The organism is Pseudoalteromonas sp. J2K-J599 (assembly GCF_059295115.2).
This window is the reverse complement of record NZ_CM200271.1, coordinates 2084718-2108606: the sequence shown is the minus strand read 5'-3', so window position 1 is coordinate 2108606 and position 23889 is coordinate 2084718. Positions and strand designations below refer to the sequence as shown.

At 39.2% G+C, this 23889-nt stretch carries 18 protein-coding genes and 1 pseudogene; 11 read left to right on the top strand and 8 right to left on the bottom strand.

Features of this window, described 5'->3' with window-relative positions; translation table 11 throughout:
• Positions 1–12: 12 nt before the first annotated feature.
• On the bottom strand, positions 13–2529 hold the full coding sequence (locus tag AC5NT5_RS09525; protein WP_182681173.1) for a TonB-dependent receptor: 2517 nt from the start codon (positions 2527–2529) through the stop codon (positions 13–15).
• A 361-nt stretch (positions 2530–2890) separates the two neighbouring features.
• On the opposite strand from AC5NT5_RS09525, the gene AC5NT5_RS09520 reads away from it, so the two are divergent.
• Complete coding sequence (locus AC5NT5_RS09520) at positions 2891–3457, top strand: MFS transporter (RefSeq protein ID WP_494512943.1); 567 nt, start codon at positions 2891–2893, stop codon at positions 3455–3457.
• Positions 3442–4098 carry an MFS transporter gene (locus AC5NT5_RS09515; protein ID WP_494512944.1) on the top strand — a complete coding sequence of 219 codons (657 nt, stop codon included), beginning with the start codon at positions 3442–3444 and terminating at the stop codon, positions 4096–4098. Before AC5NT5_RS09520 ends, AC5NT5_RS09515 begins: the two co-directional genes overlap by 16 nt.
• Before the next feature lie 19 nt (positions 4099–4117).
• Here AC5NT5_RS09515 and AC5NT5_RS09510 read toward each other — a convergent pair whose 3' ends face one another.
• Positions 4118–5011 carry a LysR family transcriptional regulator gene (locus AC5NT5_RS09510; RefSeq protein ID WP_494512945.1) on the bottom strand — a complete coding sequence of 298 codons (894 nt, stop codon included), beginning with the start codon at positions 5009–5011 and terminating at the stop codon, positions 4118–4120.
• Between the two features lie 98 nt (positions 5012–5109).
• Between AC5NT5_RS09510 and AC5NT5_RS09505 the strand changes: the two genes are divergently transcribed.
• From AC5NT5_RS09505 to AC5NT5_RS09495, 3 genes are read left to right on the top strand one after another with little or no spacing between them, the layout of a single operon-like run.
• The gene (locus tag AC5NT5_RS09505) at positions 5110–5826 is read left to right on the top strand and encodes a CoA transferase subunit A (RefSeq protein ID WP_182681175.1); all 717 of its coding nucleotides are present in this window, start codon (positions 5110–5112) and stop codon (positions 5824–5826) included.
• Between the two features lie 2 nt (positions 5827–5828).
• Complete coding sequence (locus AC5NT5_RS09500) at positions 5829–6500, top strand: 3-oxoacid CoA-transferase subunit B (RefSeq protein WP_494512946.1); 672 nt, start codon at positions 5829–5831, stop codon at positions 6498–6500.
• On the top strand, positions 6497–7687 hold the full coding sequence (locus AC5NT5_RS09495) for an acetyl-CoA C-acetyltransferase (RefSeq protein ID WP_494512947.1): 1191 nt from the start codon (positions 6497–6499) through the stop codon (positions 7685–7687). The genes AC5NT5_RS09500 and AC5NT5_RS09495 overlap by 4 nt, the downstream gene beginning before the upstream one ends.
• A 99-nt stretch (positions 7688–7786) precedes the next feature.
• Here AC5NT5_RS09495 and AC5NT5_RS09490 read toward each other — a convergent pair whose 3' ends face one another.
• Entirely contained in the window at positions 7787–8503 is a 717-nt protein-coding gene (locus tag AC5NT5_RS09490; RefSeq protein ID WP_494512948.1) for a GntR family transcriptional regulator, read from the bottom strand.
• Positions 8504–8717: 214 nt separating this feature from the next.
• Between AC5NT5_RS09490 and AC5NT5_RS09485 the strand changes: the two genes are divergently transcribed.
• Positions 8718–9809, top strand: a complete 1092-nt coding sequence (locus AC5NT5_RS09485) for an aromatic ring-hydroxylating dioxygenase subunit alpha (RefSeq protein WP_182681435.1) — start codon at positions 8718–8720, stop codon at positions 9807–9809.
• 14 nt (positions 9810–9823) lie between these two features.
• A complete protein-coding gene (locus tag AC5NT5_RS09480) occupies positions 9824–10780 on the top strand; it encodes a PDR/VanB family oxidoreductase (RefSeq protein ID WP_182681179.1) in 957 nt (318 codons plus the stop codon).
• A 69-nt stretch (positions 10781–10849) separates the two neighbouring features.
• Here AC5NT5_RS09480 and AC5NT5_RS09475 read toward each other — a convergent pair whose 3' ends face one another.
• The 3 genes from AC5NT5_RS09475 to AC5NT5_RS09465 all read right to left on the bottom strand — a co-directional run bounded on the left by AC5NT5_RS09475 (position 10850) and on the right by AC5NT5_RS09465 (position 14482).
• Positions 10850–12202, bottom strand: a complete 1353-nt coding sequence (locus tag AC5NT5_RS09475) for an MFS transporter (RefSeq protein WP_494513225.1) — start codon at positions 12200–12202, stop codon at positions 10850–10852.
• 243 nt (positions 12203–12445) lie between these two features.
• Positions 12446–13498: a Rieske 2Fe-2S domain-containing protein gene (locus AC5NT5_RS09470; RefSeq protein ID WP_182753508.1), complete on the bottom strand. Its 1053-nt coding sequence runs from the start codon at positions 13496–13498 to the stop codon at positions 12446–12448.
• A gap of 36 nt (positions 13499–13534) precedes the next feature.
• The gene (locus AC5NT5_RS09465) at positions 13535–14482 is read right to left on the bottom strand and encodes a PDR/VanB family oxidoreductase (protein WP_494512949.1); all 948 of its coding nucleotides are present in this window, start codon (positions 14480–14482) and stop codon (positions 13535–13537) included.
• Positions 14483–14684: 202 nt separating this feature from the next.
• Between AC5NT5_RS09465 and AC5NT5_RS09460 the strand changes: the two genes are divergently transcribed.
• A complete protein-coding gene (locus AC5NT5_RS09460; RefSeq protein ID WP_182681183.1) occupies positions 14685–15176 on the top strand; it encodes a MarR family winged helix-turn-helix transcriptional regulator in 492 nt (163 codons plus the stop codon).
• Between the two features lie 422 nt (positions 15177–15598).
• Here AC5NT5_RS09460 and AC5NT5_RS09455 read toward each other — a convergent pair.
• Together AC5NT5_RS09455 and AC5NT5_RS09450 are read right to left on the bottom strand one after the other, a co-directional pair.
• Positions 15599–16779 (bottom strand): annotated as a pseudogene (locus AC5NT5_RS09455) (IS3 family transposase).
• Positions 16780–16860: 81 nt separating this feature from the next.
• The gene (locus AC5NT5_RS09450) at positions 16861–17589 is read right to left on the bottom strand and encodes an NUDIX hydrolase (protein WP_182672192.1); all 729 of its coding nucleotides are present in this window, start codon (positions 17587–17589) and stop codon (positions 16861–16863) included.
• Between the two features lie 364 nt (positions 17590–17953).
• On the opposite strand from AC5NT5_RS09450, the gene AC5NT5_RS09445 reads away from it, so the two are divergent.
• The 3 genes from AC5NT5_RS09445 (at position 17954) to AC5NT5_RS09435 (ending at position 23856) form a co-directional block, all read left to right on the top strand.
• Complete coding sequence (locus tag AC5NT5_RS09445; RefSeq protein ID WP_494512950.1) at positions 17954–19309, top strand: MFS transporter; 1356 nt, start codon at positions 17954–17956, stop codon at positions 19307–19309.
• A 62-nt stretch (positions 19310–19371) separates the two neighbouring features.
• The gene (locus AC5NT5_RS09440; protein WP_494512951.1) at positions 19372–20439 is read left to right on the top strand and encodes a glycoside hydrolase family 43 protein; all 1068 of its coding nucleotides are present in this window, start codon (positions 19372–19374) and stop codon (positions 20437–20439) included.
• A 429-nt stretch (positions 20440–20868) separates the two neighbouring features.
• A complete protein-coding gene (locus AC5NT5_RS09435) occupies positions 20869–23856 on the top strand; it encodes a TonB-dependent receptor (protein ID WP_494513226.1) in 2988 nt (995 codons plus the stop codon).
• Positions 23857–23889: the final 33 nt, after the last annotated feature.

The following is a 23889-nucleotide window of genomic DNA, read 5'->3' as shown; positions in this document are numbered from 1 at the left end:
GTGTGTGCTCTCTTAATAGAAGTCATATTTAAATGTAATGCCGTATGTTCTTGGTTTTTCATAGGTTGATACCATGGTATTGCCACCATTTGCAAATAACTGTGATGTTGCTTTTATCTCTTCGTCAGTTATGTTTCTCACATATGCGAGAATTGACCACTTATCATTTGCTGAAAATAATTGCATAGAAGTGTCTAAGGTAATAACATCTTCAGCACGCTGTGATGGTAAGAAGTCAAAGCCAACCCAACGTTCGTCGCGGTAACGAGCATCAAAAGACACCGATGCCGAATAACCATTATTAAACTCTAAGTAATGGTTAATACTTGCAGTTAAAGAAAGTGATGGCGAGTTTCTGCCTTCCTTACCTGAACAGTTGACATTATATGTGGGCTCCCCATCAGTCATGCTTATTACCGTTGTGTCACAACCAGTCACAACATTTACAGCTTCGTCTGGCGTTTTTTGAAGGTAACTAAACTCTTCAATCTCATTTTTTAGGTATTGAATATTACCTTTGATTCGTGTTGCTTCAGTCAGTTGATAAAGAATATCAACTTCAACGCCTTTAATACTTGATTGACCTATATTTTCAGTAAAGAACGCGGAATTACCATTACCATCAATACCAAAGTGACTTGCCTGTTGATCTTCATAATCCCAAATAAATGCCTCAGCATTGATTTGTAAATAATTATCTAAAAATCTATTTTTAGAACCAAATGTCCATGCATTTATATACTCAGGTAAAAACTCTTCACGACCTGCTGTTGGACTAAACCCTCCTGAACGATAGCCTGTTTCGTAACTAGTGTAGAGTAAATTACTATCAGCAATATCGTATTCTATTGCTGCTCGATACGTTATTTCGTCATTTTCTTGAACACGGTCAATTTGTGTTTGGTTAATGAAAAGCAAGTTTGCACGCAGGTTATCTGGCGCACCAGGAAACAACGGAATTTGGCCATACGGAACAGGACCTCGGTTAGCTATAGGAGCTCCTTCTGGCAAATCAGCTGGATCAATAGATGCAATTGTTTCTGCAACAGTTGCACCAACAGGAATAACTGGCGCACCGTCACAATTAGGGATTTCTGGTCCGCCAGGGTAGGCTGGTAAATCTCTAATACATAAATTTAGAAATACATCCGCTTGTCCCTGGAATTCTTTTTTATCTTTGGTCCAACGCACAGCACCAACGAGTCTAAGATCTTCAGAGATGTGATATTTACCATGAACAAAAAACGCGGTTGACTTTGTACTGGAGTTTTCAATATCTTGCGTTGATTGCAGGCTGTATTGGTTAAATGAGGCTAGACCATCAACTTTTTCATCAAAGTAAAAGCCACCCATAATTAAATCAAGCGCCCCTACGGTTGTAGAGAAACGAGCTTCTAAACTAGATTGCTGGTGATTTTCTTGATTAATAGCTGCTTGGAAAGCGGGATTATTAAATAAAACGTCAACCGTATTCTCTCTATAAGCCGGAATAATTGTTAGATCACCCAATGATGTTGCAACGTTTAACTCTGCCGATACCCCCATATACTCGTTGTCTATATAAGGGTCATATAGGGGAGTGATAGAAGTAAATGCTGGCGAGGTTATTTGGCCTGTGTAGTATTCAACTGCAGCTGGTGTACCTGGGCCTGTATGAGGAGCTGATACGTTATCTGGAGCAGGATTAAAGTTGTAACCTGGAATATTTTTTGGGTGGTTATTACTTCCTTGGAGTGGGAATCCGTAACTACCTTCAAATGAAGGTGAATTACCATTGCCTTTTGTTGTTGAGTAATCTGCAGTGACGGTAAGGTTTACATCTTCTGAAAACTCACCAAATAAACGTGCGCGGAATGCAGTATCATCTGTTGCCGCTGTACCATCATCGTTGTAGCCGTCATTTTTAGTTTTGCCAATCGCAAAACGAGCTGCCCAGTCATCGCTTATTGGTAAATTGACAGCACCAGAAGCTGTTATTGTTCCATAGTTAGCAGCACCAATAGAAATATTGCCAAATGTCTCACCAAGTTCAGGTTTTGTTGAAATAACATTGATCGCACCCGCTGTTGCATTTCGGCCATAAAGAGTGCCCTGAGGTCCCTTTAAAACCTCTATACGTTCTACATCTAAAAATGATGCCGTTGTGGCTGTTGGGCGCCCTAAAAATACACCGTCTACGTTAAATGCTAAAGCAGCATCTGTGTATGCATTTACAGCAAAGTTACCAACGCCTCTGACAAAAAATACAGTATTAGAGCCGCCACCAGAGACAACATTGAGTGCAGGTGATATTTTATTAAGCCCTGTTGCATCGGTAACACCGATGCGTGATAGTTCTTTACCTGTTGCGGCATCAATAGGTACAGCCACATCTTGTAAACTTTCTGTTTTTCTAAGTGCTGTAACCGTTATTAACTCAATACCACTATCTGCTTTAGGTTCTGTAGTTTTTTCGGCAGTTTGTGCCGAAATAGCTAAAGGTGCTAAACATGCAGTCAGAATACATGAACGTAAATACGATTTGTTCATAGTTCTATCCTTATAATTGTGTGTGTAAAAGCGTTTTACTAATAACTTGTTAATACAAGTGACGAGATTGCGATGTGTGTGCAACGCAAAAGTAAAGATAAAGTAAAAACTGCATATCAAGTTAATTGATTTTTATGATTGAAGTTACCTATTTCATAGATACATGAGAGAGCTAGGCACTCTAGCGAGGAAAGGTGATAAAAAAGGTAATTGCAATTAACTATTTATTTACGTGATACATTCTATCTAAATATTAAATTCTACAATTGGAAACTTTCAACACATAGTGGAGCCTTCGGGTTTGTATTTAATGACCCGACAACACACTAAGCAAAACACACAATAATTAAAGGAAGTTTTTATGAATACTATCTCGCCCACTGTGGCTTCTACTAAACACGGTATTATTTTAATTTTAGCGGCTATTATGCCTGTTATGGCAGTCATCTCCCTTGTTCCTGTGCTGCCTATGTTACTTGAAGAGTTTAAGCAAATTAGTGGTTATGAGGTTTTAGTGCCTATTGCTATGACTATTCCTGCACTCTGTGTTGCTGTCTTCTCTCCAATTGCGGGGTCTCTTTCTGATAAGTTTGGCAGGAAGTCGCTCCTTATTTTTGCTCTGTTAATATACAGCGCTGTTGGGGTATTACCTTATTTCTTGGAAAGTTTATCTCATATAATAGTATCTCGTATTTTTTTAGGTATTACAGAAGCGGTTATTATGACAATTGCTACCGCATTAATTGCTGACTACTTCATAGGAAAAGAAAGACAAAAATGGATTTCTATACAAATAGCGTCAGTGAGCTTAAGTGCTATTTTTCTCATTGCACTTGGCGGTATGTTGGGTGAAGTATTGGGTTCAAGAGGCCCATTTGTTTTATACTTACTTGCCTTGCCTTGCCTGTTGCTTTGCTGGTTGCTTTAAACTTATTTGAACCTAAAGTAAGAGCAAATGAAGACAAACAACTCACGGGATTCCCTGTAAAAAAAGTACTGCCTCTATTATTTATAACACTATTTGTTGGTATTATTTTTTATTCTATGATTGTAAAACTAGGTGAAGTACTGTCGATTAGTCAGGCAGTGACGCCCGCTATTATTGGCGGAATAGGAGCTTTAGCAAATATAGGTGTTGCATTAGGTGCATTTTGTTACGGAAAAATTAAGCATATCTCAGGGCCACTTTTATTATGTGTTGGTTTTGGTTTAAGTGCCTTTGGTTACTTTGCAACAGCAGTGTCTTCTTCAATTGTAATTTCATCAATAGCTATTTTTATTGGTTGCTTGGGTTTTGGCTCTTTATTACCAACGACTTTAACATGGGTATTAAAGCTACTCCCTGAAAATGTACGTGGTAAAGGAACTGGGATGTGGACGGGTATGTTCTTTTTAGGTCAGTTTACAGCACCTATTGTTGTAACTTTACTTCAAAAAACATTGGACTCTTTGAGTGCTGTGCTTGTGCTAATTGCTATTTGTTGTGCAATTGCATCGCTGGTCGCTGCACTAAAAAGTAAAGGTGCAAGAGATTTAAAGTGTGATGATACAAATAAGGCACCTGTTTGAACATTCAATGGACCTAAATTCAATCTCTTAACTCCAATGAATAGAGCTTAATTGTTTCAAGCATTGATTTAGCCGCGATAGATAAAGACGTGATAGGTTTAGAAATAACGCCTACACGTCTTGCAATAATAGGGGAATTTATTTCTCTGCATATTACGCCTGCTTCTAATGCTTGCTCTTTGCAAAGTGCAGGTACAACAGCCACTCCTAAATCATTACTCACCATCCTTATAACTGTCGCTAACTGGTGCGCATCAAATGCAGGGTTGAGTGCAATGTTATGCTGCGAGAGAGTGTCTTCAATTAGCACTCTGACTGAAGAGGGACTTTGCAGAGTAATTAACTCAAACTTAAGTAGCTCCGACCAACTAATACTATGGCACTTAGCAAGCGGATGAAATTGAGGTAAAACCACAATAAATTGATCGTTATACAGCGGATGAAATACTAAGTCACCATTATGTTTAGGCTCAAATGAAATACCGAGTTCCACCAAGTCAGCATTGACCAAGTCAATAACCGTATCAGATAACACATCGTCCACTGAGAGTTTTATGTTTGGGTACTTTGTATGAAAACGCTTAATTATTTTTGGCAAAATTGAACTGGCAAAAGAGGGCATGGCTGCGATAGATGTATGCCCAAGATCCAGTGCAAATCGCTTATTCATCTCTCGTTCTGCTGCGTCTATTTGGTTTAATAAGTTTTTAGCGACAGGTAAAAATGCTTTACCTTCTTGGGTGAGTACTAATGTACGTGTTGTGCGAGTTAATAATTTACCGCCCAAGCTCTCTTCTAAATTTTTGATACTTAAACTAAGCGCGGGTTGCGATAAGTGTAATTTAGCTGCGGCTTCTACAAAGCTTAGGCTGGAAGCCACCTGGGTAAATGCCTTCAATTGTCTTATATTCATTTATAAGAAAAACTAATTAATAAAACATAATTATAAAATTAACTATATCTTGCTTTGTTGTCAAACTAATAAACACATTCTTAATTTGGACTTAAACAATGGCTGGATTTAATAAAGTAGTAATTACGTATTCTCAAGCGCTTGAAGGACTTGAAGACGGTATGACCGTTTTAGCTGGTGGCTTTGGCTTATGCGGTATACCAGAGAATTTAATTAAGGAAATACAAAAAAAAGGTACTAAGGGGTTAACGCTTGTGTCGAATAACTGTGGTGTTGATGACTTTGGTTTAGGATTGCTGCTAGCAAAACGACAAATCAAAAAGATCATTGCGTCTTATGTTGGTGAAAATGCAGAGTTTGAGCGACAAATGATGTCTGGTGAACTGGATGTTGAATTGACACCTCAAGGTACATTAGCCGAAAAAATGCGTGCCGGTGGTGCCGGTATTCCTGCCTTTTTCACCGCAACGGGTTATGGAACTCAGGTTGCACAAGGAAAAGAAGAACGTAACTTTAAAGGTAAAACCTACATTTTAGAAGAATCGATAAAAGGTGACTTTGCCATTGTAAAAGCGTGGAAAGCCGATACGTATGGTAATTTAGTTTATCGAAAGACAGCACGTAACTTTAACCCTTTGGCGGCTACAGCGGGGAAAATTACGGTGGCAGAGGTTGAAGAGATTGTAGAGGCAGGACAATTAAATTCAGATGAAATTCATACTCCTGGCATTTACGTGGATCGTATTATTAAAGGTTCATTTGAAAAACGTATAGAACAACGCACTATTCGTGCTTCGCAAGCTGAAGGAGTGTAACAATGGCTTTATCTCGTGAACAATTAGCAATGCGTGTTGCGCAAGAATTACAAGATGGATATTACGTTAACTTAGGCATTGGTATTCCGACGCTTGTTGCTAACTATGTCCCTGAAGGTATTGAAGTAATGCTTCAATCTGAAAATGGCTTATTAGGCATGGGTCAATTTCCAACAGAGCAAGAAATTGATGCTGATTTAATTAATGCCGGCAAACAAACGGTGACTATGGCAACCGGCGCCTCTGTTTTTGATAGTGCAGAGTCGTTTGCCATGATCCGTGGCGGGCATGTTGATTTAACCGTATTAGGTGCCTTTGAAGTAGATGTGAATGGTAATATTGCGTCTTACATGATCCCTGGTAAGTTAATTAAAGGGATGGGAGGCGCTATGGATTTAGTGGCGGGTGCTGATAATATTATTGTCACAATGACTCATGCATCAAAGCATGGTGAATCAAAGTTATTAGCAAATTGTACATTGCCATTAACAGGTAAAGGTTGTATTAAAAAAGTATTAACTGATTTAGCTTTTATAGAAATTCAAGACGGTAAATTTCATTTGTTAGAAAGGGCGCCGAACGTCTCGGTAGAAGATATTCAACGGTTAACAGCAGGTGAGCTTGTTATTCCTGAGTATGTACCAGAAATGGACTTGCCCGAGGTGGTAGCATGAAGGCTGTTATTGTGGCAGCCAAAAGAACTGCAATTGGCGGTTTTGGACAAAGTTTGGCAAGTCTGTCAGCCATTGAAATAGGCAGTCAGTTACTTAAAACCGTTCTTGATGAAACACCTCAAGTAAAGCCACACATTGAGGAGGTAATTTTAGGGCAGGTGCTAACAGCAGGTTGTGGTCAAAATCCAGCAAGGCAAACAGCACTTAATGCTGGACTACCTATTAGTGTGTCTGCTTTTACTATTAATCACGTATGTGGCTCAGGACTAAAAGCGGTGCAATTGGCTGCGCAATCAGTTCTTTGCGGCGATACTAAAATGGTGGTTGCAGGTGGGCAAGAAAGTATGTCTCAGGCGGCGCACGTATTACCCAATAATAGAGTACCTAAAAAATTAGGTGATTTATCACTGGTTGATAGCTTAATAAAAGATGGGCTGTGGGATAGTCGTGAAAATATTCATATGGGAGTAACCGCCGAAAATATTGCCGAAAAATTTTCGGTTTCACGAGAAGCACAAGATAAATTTGCAGTTCATTCACAGCAAAAAGCAGCACATGCTATTAGTAGTGGTTTATTCAAAGATGAAATTGCCCCTATTCATATTGTAAAACGTGGAGGCGATATCCAGAGTTTTGATGTTGATGAATCAGTAAAAGCTGATACACAAATTATAAACCTTAGTAAGCTTAGGCCTGCGTTCAAAAAAGGTGGCTCAGTTACTGCCGGAAATAGTTCTACTATAAATGATGGTGCAGCGATGGTTGTGGTAACCACAGATGACCATGCCAAAGAGCTAGGTTTACCTATTTTAGCTGTGATTGAAGCTACCGCTTGTGAAGGCGTTGATCCGCTTTATATGGGGGTGGGGCCTATAGCCGCTACGCAAGCCGTGTGTAAAAAAGCGGATTGGCAAGTGCATGATATTGATTTAATTGAGGCTAATGAGGCATTTTCAGCCCAAGCGCTGCATGTAATTAATGAATTAGGGCTTGATCCTAAAAAATTAAATGTAAATGGGGGGGCGGTAGCTTTAGGCCACCCCATAGGTGCTTCAGGTTGTCGTATTTTAGTCTCGCTGATATATCAAATGCAGCGAGCTAATAAAACAAAAGGGTTAGCAACACTTTGTATTGGTGGTGGTATGGGCATTGCTATGTTGGTTTCGCGTGAGCGCACAAAGGCTTAATAAGTTGTAATATTTAAAGGCCGTCTTTATTAGCAAGCTTCATACCTTACAGAATATGGCTCATTCAATGTGTAAGAGTGAGTAACACTCCTGCGCAGGTTATTTATTTGCGTGCGAAATAACAGTGAGTATGTTTTTAAGCTCTGTTCGGTGATAGTTTCGATCGTAACCGAGTGTTGCTTGTGCATGCTCACGCATAATTCCTTCTGCACGAGCACCTTGGCGAGAAAGCATTGCATGAAATACGTGGTGATGTTGCTGATGGGCAAATGCAAAGCGTTTAAACTCTTTTTGCATATTATTTTTGTCGATGGCAAGCGCGCTTACCGATGCAAATGGTAGGTGCTCATTTTTAGATAGTGCAGCCTGGATAGCCAAGTTACCCGACGCTTCAATAATTAGTAGATGAAAACGGCGGTTCATATCATGGTAGGTTGCTAAGTCATCTTCAGTTAGCTCGGCCCCTTCAAATAATAAATCACCACAAGTAAGCAGGGATTGCATTTCATTTTTTTGTTCTTCATTAAGGCCGTTTTCAGCAGCTTGTCGAGCAGCTAGGCCTTCTAATACTCCTCTTACTTCAATAGCGCCTTCAATTTCAATTGGTGAGACTGAGCGAACTTCGTAGCCACGCCTAGGAAGTTTGGTCAACAAACCCTCTTGTTCAAGTGCTCTAAATGCAATTCGTACCGGCGTTCTTGAAACACCTAGACGTTCAGAAGTGGCAATTTCAACTAGCCTTTCTCCGGTTTTTAGTGCTCCAGTTAAAATCATTTGTCGCAATGTGGTTACTGCATTTTGGCCTGACTTAATCATAAAAAATTACCTTAATTACTTTTTAAACTGGATCCAATTAAGAATCTATACTGCATATAGTCATTGAAATAGTGTGAATTTACAACTAAAGCGTGACTAAAAGTACAAAAAAGAAAATTATATGGATCCAATACGTGCGTATTTGTTTCATTTATCTTGTTTATTAATTTATATTGGATCCAATGACAACAAAAACACAACAGGAGATCAAGGTATGGCTAAGCAGACCTTTATTAAAAATACATGGTATGTGGCGGCAATGAGTGATGAAATCAATCACAATAAACCACTCGGCCGAAAAGTGTGTGATCAAAGTATTGCTTTTTATCGTCAGGCGGATGGAAAAGTAGCTGCGGTGCTAGATTTTTGTCCACACCGTGGCGCAGCTTTATCTTTAGGATATGTTGAGGACGGCTTGCTTGTATGCGGCTATCATGGTCTAAAAATGGGTGAAGACGGTAAAACAAAAGAAATGCCGCTGCAACGAGTGCAAAAATTTCCGTGTATGAAGTCATTTGCAGTTGAGGAGCGCTTTGGTTTTATCTGGGTTTGGCCTGGTGATAAAGAAGCTGCAAATACAGATCTTATCCCATATTTACCTTGGGCTGAAGATGATGCTTGGGCCTATGGGGGCGGGGTGTATCATATAAAATGCGACTATCGTTTAATGATCGATAATCTAATGGACTTAACTCACGAAACCTACGTTCATGCTAGTAGTATAGGTCAAAAAGAAATTGATGAGTCTCCGGTGCAAACTAAAGTAGAAGGCGATAAAGTTTTTTGTCGCCGTTATATGGAGAATATTATGGCACCGCCATTTTGGCGAACTGCTCTGGAGGGAAATGGGCTTGCATCGGATACACTAGTAGACCGTTGGCAAATTTGTCGCTTTATGCCGCCATCACATGTAATGATTGATGTGGGTGTAGCACATGCTGGTTATGGTGGTTTTGATGCACCAAAAAATAAAAAAGCGAGCAGTACAGTGGTTGATTTTATTACTCCTGAGACTGAAAATACGATGTGGTACTTTTGGGGGATGGCACGTAACTTTAATGCCCGAGACGCTACATTAACTAATAAAATTAGAGAAGGGCAAGGCAGTATTTTCCAAGAAGATTTAGAGGTATTAGAGCGCCAGCAGCAAAATCTGAAGAATTTCCCGCAATTTGATCTTTTAAAGCTTGATATAGATGCCGGTGGTGTTCAGTCGCGACGTATTATTGAGCGTTTAATTGATAAAGAAATAAATGCGAAAAATATATCTACAGATGAGCTACCGCTCCAATCAGTAACATTTTAACAAAGGGAATTAGGATGATTTCAGTTATTGTTAAAAATGTGGTCGTTGAAGCAAAGGCGGTTGTTAGGCTCGTACTTGGACGCGCTGACAATGAGGATTTGCCACCATTTGAGGCAGGTGCACATATTGATATAAAGCTACCAAATGGTTTGCTTCGTCAATATTCTCTATGTCGGTTACAGTGCGACCCACGTTACTACGAAATTGCAGTATTAAAAGATCCTCAATCTCGTGGTGGATCAGTAGAGGTACATAACCTACAAATAGGCGATAGAGTCGAAGTAAGTAAACCTAAAAATCACTTTCCATTGCTGAAGCCAAAGAAAAATACACTATTGATTGCGGGTGGAATAGGGGTTACGCCATTATTAACGATGGCTCAAACATTACATAGTTTAGGCACACCTTTCGCATTTCACTATTGCGCTAAATCTTCTGAAACTGCAGCATTTGTTGAAGCATTAAAATTAGGGTCGTTTAGCGATAAAGTAGCATTTCATTTTAGCCAAGAATTGCAATCGGGTCGTATGGATGTAGAACAGGTGCTAGGTGAGCATATTCATGATACTGACTTGTATATATGTGGCCCTGCTGAGTTTATAACATATGTATTAAATCAAGCTCGTTTGCTAGGTTGGTCTGAGGAGAGATTGCATCGAGAGTACTTCGCCGCACCAGTGGTTGCTGAAAATATTTCAGAAGACACGTCATTCACTATAAAAATTGCTAGCTCAGGTAAACAGTTTACTGTAGGCGAAGGGCAGTCTATCTCTCAAGTGCTAGAAGTTAATGGGATATTTATACCAGTTGCATGTGAATCAGGAGTTTGTGGCACTTGCCAAACTGGTGTAGTGGAAGGCAATCCGGAACATCGCGATGTTTTTTTAACAGACAAAGAAAAAGCACAAGGCAAGTTGATTATGCCGTGTTGTTCAAGAGCAAAAACAGGGTCCATAACACTCGATTTATAAATACACTTACACGTATAAAACGATTTATAATTACTTTTATACGTGTAACCCGTATCAGCAACGCATAATTTAGGCTTTCCCACGAAATGCCGAGATACAGCTTGCTAGAATTACAAAGCCTAAAGACACGTTAAACGCGAGTGAAATTGTACTCATTAAAGCATGACTATGTTGCGCTGAAAAAGTGCTGTCCCCTAAGTAATAATGCACAATTAAATTTACCAAGCTCATTCCAAATAAATTACCAATTGTTCGTGATAAATTCATGGAAGAGGAGGCTACGCCTAACTCATTCTTATCTACAGCACCCATAATTGCATTATTGTTAGGCGTTGAGAATAAGCCAAAGCCAATACCTAACAATAACAGTGAGCCACTTATGTATGTGATACTTGAGTCCATAGATAACAGTGATAGTAAAAAAAAGCTGACCATAACAATTATACAGCCAAATGTAGCTATTATGCGTGGCTGTAATTTATCTGAAAGTTTACCAGACAATGGTGCCATAATGGCCATAGAAACCGCTTGCAGTAACACGATTTGGCCAGCATGAGAAGGACTTAACCCTTTAATATATTGCAGATATAAGCTTAACAAAAAAGCCAATGAAAAATTACTGGCGTACATTAAAAACGATGTAGACAGCGATAAGCTAAATACTTTGCTTTCTAAGAACATTTGTACTCTGATTAGTGGTCGCCTGCTTTTACTTTGGTGAATAATAAATAATCCTAAGCTTATTACCGAAAGTAATGTTAAACCCCATCCAGTCATAGTGGGTAAATCACTGAGTCCTAATACTAAACATATTGCAAAGAGTGAGAAAAGCGCAGTACCCCACCAGTCAAACGAGGATTTTTTATCGTTTTTCCACTCACCATGTAAAAAAAGTTTAATAGCAAGTAGTAGCAGAAGTACAAGCGGAATCTGAGAGTAAAATACAGACCGCCATCCCCATATTTCGGTGAGCCAACCGCCTATTGCAGGGGCTGCACTTAAGCCTATATACACACACGCTGCAGAGGTGCCCAGTGCCATACCCCTTTTATTATTTGGCGTAATAGAAGTAATAATTGCAACACCAATACCAAAAATTATGGCACCTGCAGCGCCTTGTACAAAACGCCAAAAAAGTACCCATTCAATTGATGGCGCAATAGCACACATCAGTGATGCTAGTGCATTTAGGCCTAAACCAAATGCATATACTCGTTTTCGACCATAGTTATCGGCTATTTTCCCGCAAGGCAGCATAAATATCACGCTACTAAGTAAGTAAAGGGTCGGCATCCAACCAATCATTTTAGCGCTTGCTTGTAAATCCTCTGCAAGATTTGGAATAGCTATGTTGACGCCGGCCATGCCGAGAGGTCCGATAATAGATCCGCTGCATACAATTATAAGCGCGATGGTAGTAATAGGGAGTTTAAACAAATATGATCCTTAAACGCATAGACTATAAAAATAATAAAAGGTGGTGTTTGAGAACATGGGTTTTTTAATGTGTTTATTATTGCCAATAGCAACAGAGGTAGCAAGCTGGTCTACTAAGTATCTACGTAATTTTTAATTAGCGTATTTTTGGTCCAATATGATGAGGTATTACTTTGTAGGCCATTGAAAAAGTAATACCGTATTTTTTAATATAAATAAAACAAGCCTTTAAGCTTCACATAAGCGCTTAATTATTCGCCTAGCGTGATTTGCACCGGTATCAACATGGATATCAATCATAGGTTGCCCTTTAAAGTGCTTCATTGATTTGTGTTGCGCTTCAATAACCACTTTGTCTTCATTGAACGTGTAACGAGTTTGCTCTACTACTTTTTGTTTTACGTTTTCAATATCAGTTGTTGGGTTTGTTGATATAGTCCAAAAATAATGACATGTTTCTTCTGTCTCTGGAGTTATGCAATGTAAGCCACGCATATGAAAGCCGCCACGGTTAGGGTTAGTTACCGATTCACTGTTTGCGTCAATACCGCCAGTCCATATCCTTAAATGTGATGGATAGAATTCAATTTCTTGCCAGCGATCTATTTTATCTTTAAATGGGTAAGCAGCTGTATATGTTGGTGGCGGGGTTGAATTTGGCATGTAACGTTTTACGGTCACTTTATCACCTATAGCTTCTACATCCATTTGTGCATGCATATGCGTTTTAGCGTCACCACCAATAGTTTTAAGGTGCACGTAACCTAGGTGGCTAAGATCGAGTAAGTTGTCATGTATGAGTTGAAATGGTGCTTGGTAGTGATATACATCACCATCGTAAACATATTTTTCGTCAGAATGATAAAGATAGCGAGGTGGGTCTTGAACAGGGGTTGAGCCTTGCTCTGAACCAAACCAAATCCAAATTAAATCATCTTGCTCTTTAAGTGTAAAAGGCATTACTTTTGCTTTTCTTGGAACTTTTTTTTGCCCTGGTACTTCAAGACATTGGCCTTGGCCATTAAATAATAGACCATGATAACCGCATCTTAATCCTTCTTTTTCAAGTGTTCCCATCGATAAAGGCAGTTGGCGATGGCAACAACGATCTTCAAGTGCGCTAGCATGGCCTTGTGCATCTCTAAACAAAACGATAGGGGTGTTTAATAAAGTGCGCGCTAGTGGTTTATCTGTTAACTCTTTGCTTAGTGCTGCTAAATACCACATATTAAGAGGAAAGGGTGTTTTAGCGTCCGAATTAGTTTGTGTATGTGTGGTCATAAGTGTCTCGTGTAAAGTCTAGTGTTAAAATTTTCTCTATAAATCTAGCGTTAGAGAGTCGCTTAACGCTCTTGAACAACAGGGGGTGAACCTATCGTTTTTTGCCTTTTCATCAGCAGTAAAAAATTCATCTCTGTGGTCGGGTATACCGCATGTCACAGAGGTAACGCATGTACCGCAAATTCCCATTTCGCATGATACGTCTAACTCAATACCCGCATCTTCCATTGCTTCTAATGCGGTTTGATCTGCAGAAACATCAATTTCTAAGCCTGAACGGCTCAAAATGAGCTTAAACGGAATATCTTCAGAACCTTCTGCTTTAGGTTCAGCTTTAAAATTTTCTTTGTGTAAGTACTCGCCTTTCCAGGTATTTGATTTAGCACTGTCAAAAATATATTCCATATAAGCTGCTGGGCCACAAGTGTATAAATGCGTATTCGTTTTAAATTCACCAATAAGTTCTTTGGCATCTTTTTTTGGTTGGGTTGAAAAGTGAAAAAATACCTTTTCAGAAAATGAACACTCTAGCAATTCTTGATAAAAAGCAGCCTCTACGGGGGATTTAGCATGATAATGAAGCTCAAAATCAACGCCGTTAATATCAAGCTCTCTTGCCATTGAGATTATCGGAGTAATGCCTATACCGCCTGCGAATAATAGTGCTTTATTATGAGTTGAATTGAGTGCAAAGAGGTTGCGAGGATCAGAAATTGATAATGTATCACCGACTTGCACATCAGAGTGAAGTGCAATTGAGCCTCCTCGTGAATTGGCATCTTTTAATACCGCTATTTTATAAAACTCATCGGATTGAGGATGGCTGATAAGTGAGTACTGACGAGTTATTTTATCATTAAGCACCACATCAATGTGGCTACCCGCATCAAATTTAGGTAAAGCTTGCCCATTTATAGGTACTAGCTCAAAACTGACAATATTAGGTGTTTCAACCTTTTTACTGCGTACGTTTACTGAAAACATAAAGTTCCTAATGTTTGTTACTTTATGTTTATAATGTTGAATTATGGTTGAGGTGTCAACTATAATTTGGGTGTAGAGATTAACTTAGTGTTAACGTTATGAATGTAAAACACTTAGATCGTAATAAGCAATGATCATAAATAGTTTTAATCTCAAGATTTACCTAGTAAAATTTATTTATACCTAAAAATTGGAAAAACCAATGCCTTCTAAACCCAAAGAACCTAGTGCTAAGCAGCTAGATCTTGAACGTTATATACCTGCGCTTGTAAATTTTCTTTCTAATAAACTCTCAAGTGGTGCATCTGTATGCTATCGAAAAAACTTTAATGTAGGCGTTATTGAGTGGCGTGTATTAGCGATGCTGAAAGTAGAAACTAACATTTCTGCAAATCGTATTTGTCAGGTGATTGGCCTAGATAAAGCAGCTGTTAGTCGAGCTTTAAAACAATTACAAACGTTAGGCCATATTAGCTTTATAAAAAATGCTAAAGATGGTCGTTCATCATTAGCAAAGCTGACGGAAAAAGGTGAAAAGTTACATGATAAAATTCTCTATGTAGCTTTAGAGCGAGAAAGATTGTTATTACAAGGGGTTTCACAAAAAGAGCTTGATACACTTATTGAGGTATTGTTAAAACTAAATAAAAACATTAAGCAAGTAAATGAGTTTAAGGTAAGTAATACCACATAGGGATTCTTCCTCGAACTGTTGAAAGGTAATTGTTTAAATTTTTTGTTGCTCAATCTAAACTACTGTAAAGTTATACACTTGCTAAGAAGTGGTCTATTTTAACTGAAAATAGCTTTAGGCGTTCAGATATTGTTTTAGGAACAACTCGATGAAAAGCATAATATTTAGGACGGTTTTTTGGATTTGGCTTTAGTCAGTTCTAAATTTTGAATACAAAATAATAAAAACTTAGAATTTAAATTCAGCGTAAAAATTATATAGATAGATTATTTAGGTTTTTAACCGTTTGAAATGTATAGTTTAATTGGTACGGCTGAGTGGATTCGAGTTACTGCCCCTTGGACCGGGTGGTCAAGAGTAGGTAGTGCTTTTTCCTTCAGATGTACTTTTATTTATTTTACTTAAATGTTGGTATGTAGTGGTCAACTAATTTTGGCCACAGTTTTAGAATCTTGGTATCTAACCTCAGATTCATTTGGTGCTAAACCTGCATTATAATAATGTGGTCTAACATTGTTGTAATATCCGTTGATATAATCACTCACACTATATTTAGCTTCTTCAAAGTTTTCATATCCAACTTTTGTCATCCACTCCGTTTTAAAGCTTCTAAAAAATCGTTCCATTGGCGCATTATCCCAACAATTTCCGCGCCGACTCATGCTTTGTGTGATTTTATAGCGCCATAAACGTTGGCGATACTTCAAGCTTGTATAGTGGCTTCCTTGGTCTGAGTGAAACATCAGTCCTATCGGTTTTCCTCTGCTTTCATACGCGAGTTCAAGCGCTTTTAGCCTTAAGTTAGTATCTGGCGACAATGACATTGCCCAACCAACGACTTTGCGTGCAAATAAATCAACAACGACCGCTAAATAAGCCCAGCGATTACCTGTCTAAATATACGTCACATCACCGCACCACACCGTATCCGGCTCAACAACATCAAACTGCCTATCTAGAAAATTCGGGATTTCAAGGTGCTCATTACCACCGCGTTTATATTGATGTTGTGGTACTTGGCAGCTCTCTAGTTTTAGTTTAACCATCAGCTTAGTGGCGCGATAACGGCTTAATTCAAAACCGTTATTCGTTGCAATTGCTGCGATTGTCCGTGCCCCAGCCGAACCGCCACTCATTGCATGTATAACTTTAACTTCCGCTTCTAACCTTACTTGCTCTGGTGTCGATGTTGTATCCCGTATGGCCCAATATTTATAGCTGCTGCGATGCACTTTGAATACGCTACACAACACGCTGACTGGGTAACGCTCTCGTTGATTTAATTTCTCAATTAACGAGAATTGCTCAGGGAGTCGGACATCAAGAGAGCGGTAGCCTTTTTTAATATATCCTTTTCTAATTCAATGCGTTGGATTTGCTCTTTAAGTTCGCGGATTTCAATTTGTTCAGGCGTCATTGGTGAAGCCAATGGGGACTGGCCATTCCGTTCTTGCTTTAATTGAGTTACCCACTTACTTACAGTTGATTTACCAACCCCCATAGCTTTAGCTGCATCTTCTTGCGTGTAGCCTTGATCAACTACAAGCTGAGCTGTTTCTAATTTGATTGCAGTAGAATACGTTGCCCGTTTTAATTTCGTCATTTTTTCACCCAAATTTGTATGCTTATTAGCATAACATTTCTTTCTTAATGGGTGGCCAAATTAACTATGCCACTACAGTATTCAAAACTCAAATGTAAAACCAAACTCTCTTAATTTTTCGTATACGTTTATATCAAAACGGTACAAAGTAGCAGCTCGGTGAGCTACGTTGGTTTGTTTTTCTTTGCAGTTTATTAGCAAGTTCATTTTTTGGAACTTACGTCTAAAGTTAGGTTTATCGAGTGATTTATTTAAAATTGACTCGTAAATTCCTTGTAGCTCAAGCAATGTAAACTTTTCAGGGAGCAGGCTAAAACCAATCGGCTCGTGCCTTACTTTATAGCGTAAGTAATCTAAGCCACTTTTTAAAATGTCGGCGTGGTCAAATATTAAAGGGGGAACGTTATTTACATCAAACCATTCACATTCTAAAGCATTGTCGCCGCTCACAAGATTGGTTTCTTCAAAGCGTACGAGCGAATAGTAAACAATGGTTATAATACGTCTAGCAGGGTAGCGGTCAACGTTACCAAACGCGCCTAACTGATCTAAATAAAGGTTTTCAACACCGGTCGTACTTTTAACAACACGTAAAGCTGCAAGGTCTAAGTTTTCATCTTTACGAACCCAATGACCAATTAAACCCCATTGGCTTGTTGCAAGGCCTCGATTATATTTAACCAGCAACACCTTTAACTTACCTTCATGAATAGCAAATACAATATTATCTACGGTTAGATTACTAATGCAGTCATCAGGAATCGATTCTTCGTCGATGTTGTTAGAAATGTTTGATGTTTTATAGTGCATAAATTACTCAGCCAAAGCTATACGAAGATATTGTTATAAAGACTATTAAGGGTATATAAAAGGTGGGTAAAGCGCAAATAAAAAGCTTTTATAATTCCTATTTAAAACAATCACATCTATTTAATTAATCACTTTATACACTGTACCTGTTTTTACGCGTTAACGCCGATATTCGGCTTTGGTTTGGTATAGGTTTTTTATTGAACGAATAATACCTTTGTATGTTAGTAAATTTAGCGCTTAATTAGCGCCGTGTATTAAATAAATTACTGGCTGATTAAAAATGTAACATAAATGTTTACATGCGCTAAAAATGCATATAGTATTTTTGACTATATCGATTTGCATTGAAAATTGAGCACACATGAACAACACAAAACACACACTCACAATTAAAGAAAAAATAGGGTACGGCCTTGGTGATACAGCCAGTAATATTGTATTTCAAATGGTCGCTAACTTTATGTTGATATTTTATACCGATGTTTACGGTTTATCTGCAGCCGCTGCGGGTACCTTATTATTAGCGGTTCGTTTATTTGATGGTATTACCGACCCTATAATGGGCAGCATTGCCGATAGAACGCGCAGCCGTTGGGGCTCTTACCGCCCATATATATTATTTTTAGCCGTGCCTTACGGTGTGTTTGCTTGCTTAGCATTTATAACCCCAGATTTTGATTCTACGGGCAAGCTTATATATGCCTACTTTACTTACGGGCTATTAATGACGTGTTATACCGCTATTAATATACCTTATGGCGCACTTGGCGCAGTAATGACAAACGATCCAAAAGAGCGTGCATCGCTTCAGTCATACCGATTTGCAATGGCAATGTCAGCTCTGCTTGTAATTGTATGGGCACTGCCAAAGCTGGTTGCTTTTTTTGGCGACGGCGACGATGTAGTAGGTTACCCGCTAGCAATGGTGTTTTTAGGCGGACTTGCTGCGGCTTGTTTTTTACTATGTTTTAAAATGACTAAAGAAACCAAACAAGTTAAACCCGCGCAAACTAAAAAGAATGCCTTTCTTGAGTTTTTAAGCTTATTTAAAAACGATCAATGGGTTGTTATAGCCGTTATAAGCCTAGCAACATTAATCTTAATTGGCGTTAGAGCCTCTGTAGCACCGCATTATATTAAGTACTACGTAGGAGAAGCCTCACTTACTTCTAACTTTTTAACACTCTCAGCAATTGGCTCAGTACTAGGCGCTGTGTCTACTAACTTTTTAACCAAATTTATTGAAAAGAAAACACTATTTATAGTCGCTTTAGTTGTCGTAATTATTTCTCACAGCATGTTTTACGTACTCGAGAGCGACGCAATAGTTACCATTTTTATCGTCTACTTTATTGCTAACTTTGCCCACATGATAATTACCCCAATTATGTTTTCGATGGTGGCAGATACGGTTGACTACGGGGCATTAAAAATTGGTCGCAGATTAACCGCCGTTACGTTTTCGGGTCATTTATTGGCAATAAAACTAGGCTTTGCAATTGGCGGTGCTATTGCAGGCTGGATATTATCTGGCTATGCATACGTGCCTAATCAAGAACAATCAGAACACACGTTATCAGGCATTTTACTCGCCTTTGCTGGCATTCCAGTAATTTGTACCGTGGCATGTTTAATTTTTATAACACGTTACAAACTTACCGAGCCTGAGGTAAAGCGCATTCAAACGCAGCTGGCTGATAACAAAACCATAAACTAATTTAGCAGTCCATTTTGCACCTTTTAAAAGTGCAAAGTGGGCAGGCAATACTAGGAGTAAAAATGCAAAATACAGCGCAAGCAGCACCCCCATCTAATGGATTAAGTGACGCTGAACTTAAACAGTTAAAAGACCTACAACGAGCCAACTCGTTAAAACAAAATCACAATGTGTTAGTTGATCACATGTATACCGCCGATCCGTCTGCGCATGTGTTTAATGGCAAAGTGTATATTTATCCATCGCACGACATTGAATCAAAAAATGAAATTAATGATAACGGCGACCACTTTGCAATGCGCGACTACCATGTGTTTTCGCTTGACGAAAGCTCAGGCAAAGCCATAGACCATGGCGTAGCACTTTGTGTAGACGACGTAAAATGGGCAAGCAAGCAAATGTGGGCACCCGATGCAGCGCATAAGCTTGATCAGTACTACCTTTATTTTCCGGCGCGTGATCAGCAAGGTATTTTTAGAATTGGCGTTGCAAAAAGTGACAGTCCAATAGGTCCATTTAAAGCCGAAGACGATTACATTCAAGGGACATTTAGTATTGACCCTGCTGTATTTGAAGATGACGACTCAAGCCATTATTTATATTTTGGCGGTTTGTGGGGCGGCCAATTACAAAATTGGCAAACTAGCGAATTTAATGAACAAAGCACGTATCCCAAAAATGGTGAACCTGCAATTCCTGCGCGCGTTGCAAAATTATCGCAAGATATGATCAGCCTAAGCGAAGACGTAAAAGAGGTTGTTGTACTAGATGAAAGCGGCTCACCAATTACAGTATGCGATAACAACCGCCGCTTTTTTGAAGGCCCTTGGGTACACAAACACAACGGTGTTTATTACTTTTCGTATTCAACGGGCGATACACACAAAATTGTATACGCTACGGGCGATAACCCTTACGGACCATTTACTTATCAGGGCGTTATTTTAAACCCAGTACTTGGTTGGACCACACATCACTCAATTGTTAAGCACAATGATGGTTGGTTTTTATTTTATCACGACAGTACGTTGTCGGGCGGACAAACCCATTTACGCAGTATGAAAATGGCTAAGCTTGAGCACGACTCAAACGGAAAAATCCAAACAATAAGCCCATATGAACACGCTTAATATAAATAGTTACAAACAATGCAAATTATCTGCGTAAGCAAAGCTTAAGCTTTTATTTGCACAAAAAAGATATAGTCAATATGACCATTAATTTATTTTGTTAATGGTCTAAATAAGAGGAAGCTGAGGACATATGACAAAATGAAAATATTTTAAAGCAAAAAATTAGCACAAAGAATTAGCATAAACATCCTGTTGCTTAACGGTTTTTAGTTAAGTAGTACATGTTTAAAACTGGTTGTGGTCTTTGTAAAACGTTTAAAACATACACACACAATAATTATTTATTGACCGTAAAATGAAACAAATAGTTTACAATTATGTTTCGAGTAATTCTTAAAGTCTTGCAGTACGTCAATAATAATTAAATAAGAAAAAGGCATCATGATGTTTAAGAAAAAGATAATTTCAACAGCCATACTCGCTGCAATGGGTACCGTTACGCTTACTCACCAAAGCTACGCTGCAGAAACCGTTGCCGATGAAGATGTAGAAATAATACAAGTAACAGGCATTAGAGGTTCATTGCAGCGCTCTATGGATGTTAAACGCGATTCTTCTGGTATTGTCGATGCAATTTCGGCTGAGGATATGGGGAAATTTCCTGATACTAATCTTGCTGAATCGCTACAACGTATTACCGGCGTATCAATTGATAGAGCGGGCGGTGAAGGTAGCCGCGTAACAGTTCGTGGATTTGGACCTGCTAATAACTTAATTACTATTAATGGCCGCCAACTTCCAAATACAACAGGTGACCGTACATTTGATTTTGCAAATGTGGCATCTGAAAGCGTATCGGGCGTGCAAGTTTATAAAACATCAGACGCAAGTGTTACCTCAGGTGGCATTGGCGCAACTATAAACTTAACAACAAACAGGCCTTTAAATAGCCCAGGTATAAAAGCATCGTTTGGCGTAAAAGCTGTAGACGATCAATCAACCGAAGAGGGCAGTATTACACCAGAGGTAAGTGGTTTATATTCGCAAACATTTGGTGACGATAAATTTGGTATATCTATTTCAGGTAGCTACCAAGACCGTGAAAGCGGTATGCAACAGTTTATTCAAGATCAAGGCTACAGAGCATCTGATTACACAAATACAGGATGGGGCGGTGTACCAGCAGGCGCAGAAGGCGGAGCAAACAGACCTACATCAGGTATTTATTCAAACCCGCAACAACCACGTTATGTGTTTGAAGAACGCCAACGTGAACGTGTAAATGGCCAGTTGGTATTTCAATATCAACCTGTTGAAAATATTACAGCAACCCTTGATTACACGGGCTTTAAAACAACCGTTGAAGAGCAGCACACTGATGCGTCAGTTTGGTTTAACTACGCTGGCGACAGAAGTGAATCTGTTTGGGCGGGCGAGCCTAACGCGTACCCACTCATTTACTCAGAAATTTATGACATTCAAAGTGATGCCGATTACCGCGATACGTCGCTTACGGTGGGTTCTTGGGGTCGCGAAGAAAAAACAGATTCATTAGGCTTTAATCTAGAATGGGCGGTGTCTGATCAGCTTAACCTAGAGTTTGATCACCACAGTTCAAAAGCATCAATGAAAGCAACTGATCCACGCCACGGTACACGTAACAATATTCAGTTACCGTCGTACACACGTTCGCGCTCAGGGCTTGATTTAACAGGCGACTTACCAGGTATTGCAATTGGTAATATTGAAAACTTTAACCCGAGCACCATGCGTTTATCGGGTAGTTGGTTTGCAAACGATAAATACGATTCAGAAATCGATCAAACGCAAATTTCGGGCGACTACTACATTAACGACAACCTAAGTATTGATTTTGGTATTGCGGTTAATAAAGTAAATAACCATTACCGTCATACGCAAGTACAGCGCCCAGATTGGGGTGGAGTTGGTGTTGAAGGTGACTTTGCTGATATTGATTGGCGCCAAGATACTATTTTAGATAAGTTTCAAGCTAAAGCGGGTAACTTTGAAGGCACTGCAACACAAGGCGAATACGATTTATTTAATACAATCTTTTTTGCCGACTTTGATGCGATTGTAAATGCAGCAGAGTACGCAGATCCTATTGCTAACGTAGATAACCTTTATGGTGATTGTAAAGCAGCCGACGGCGCAGCAGCAGGACCAAACGGCGAAGGACAATTTTGTGCCTCAACCGACTGGGATGCAGCAACAAACCGCTTTACTGAAGAAAAAACGCAGTCTGCTTTTGCACAAGTAAATTATAAAGGTGAATTGAGTGGCATGTTCTTCGACCTGCAAATTGGCTTACGCTACGAAAAAACAGACGTATTTTCTAAAGCAACCGCACCCGGTTACAGCCGCGTAGAGTGGAACGAAGATACAGCTACATCAGTAACCGGTGTTACTGGTATTGAAACGCTAAGCCAATCTGCAGATTACAGCCAGTTCCTGCCAAATATTAACTTTAATATTGAAGTTGTTGAAGATGTAATGATTCGCGCAGCAGCGAGCAAAACTATTTCAAGAGCGGGTTATGGTCAACTGCAAGGCGGTACAACTATTAATACCGGCGGTAGCTTAAGTGGTTATTCGGGTGGCTCTGGTAACCCAGGACTTAAACCGCTTGAATCAATTAACTATGACTTATCAAGTGAATGGTATTACGGCGAAGGTAGCTATATTTCGTTTGGTTACTTTAAAAAAGACGTAACAAATTGGATTACTACAGGTACTATCGACTCAAATATATTTAACTTAGCTGATCCATTAAATGGTGAAAAGTTTAGAGCTGCTACAGCGGCACTTGGCGCTAATGCATCTAACGAAGATATCAGAACCTATATATTTGAAAACTTTGCTGATGATCCAAATGTACAACCTAAATTTGATGAAGATGGCGAGTTAGACGGCGGCACAATTGTTGGTGACCCAGACTCAGATGATCCAATTAACTTTAGAATAAACGTGCCTGTAAATGGCGACCAAGAATACACCATTGATGGCTTTGAATTTAATATTCAGCATTTATTTGGTGAGTCAGGCTTTGGTGGTATTTTTAACTACACCATGGTTGACTCGGGTCTTGAATACGACAACGATTCGCTAGAGGATACAGAAGCACTCGTAGGGTTAAGTGATACAGCAAACGTGGTGTTCTTTTACGATAAAGAAGGCTTACAAGCACGTATTGCGTATAACTGGCGCGACTCGTTTTTAAATGAACGTCGTGTAAATGGCGATTTAACCGCACCAATTTACACCGATGAGTATTACCAAATAGACTTTAACGTAAGTTACGAAGTACCCGCAGTAGAGGGACTTACTGTATTTATTGAAGGTATAAACATTACCGACGAGTACGTAACATCGTACGGGCGTAAGCAACAGTTGATTTATAACATCACTCAAACAGGCTCTCGTTACGGTTTAGGTGTTCGTTATAATTTTTAATAAATTACCCTTGTAGCAACCTTATAAAAGCCG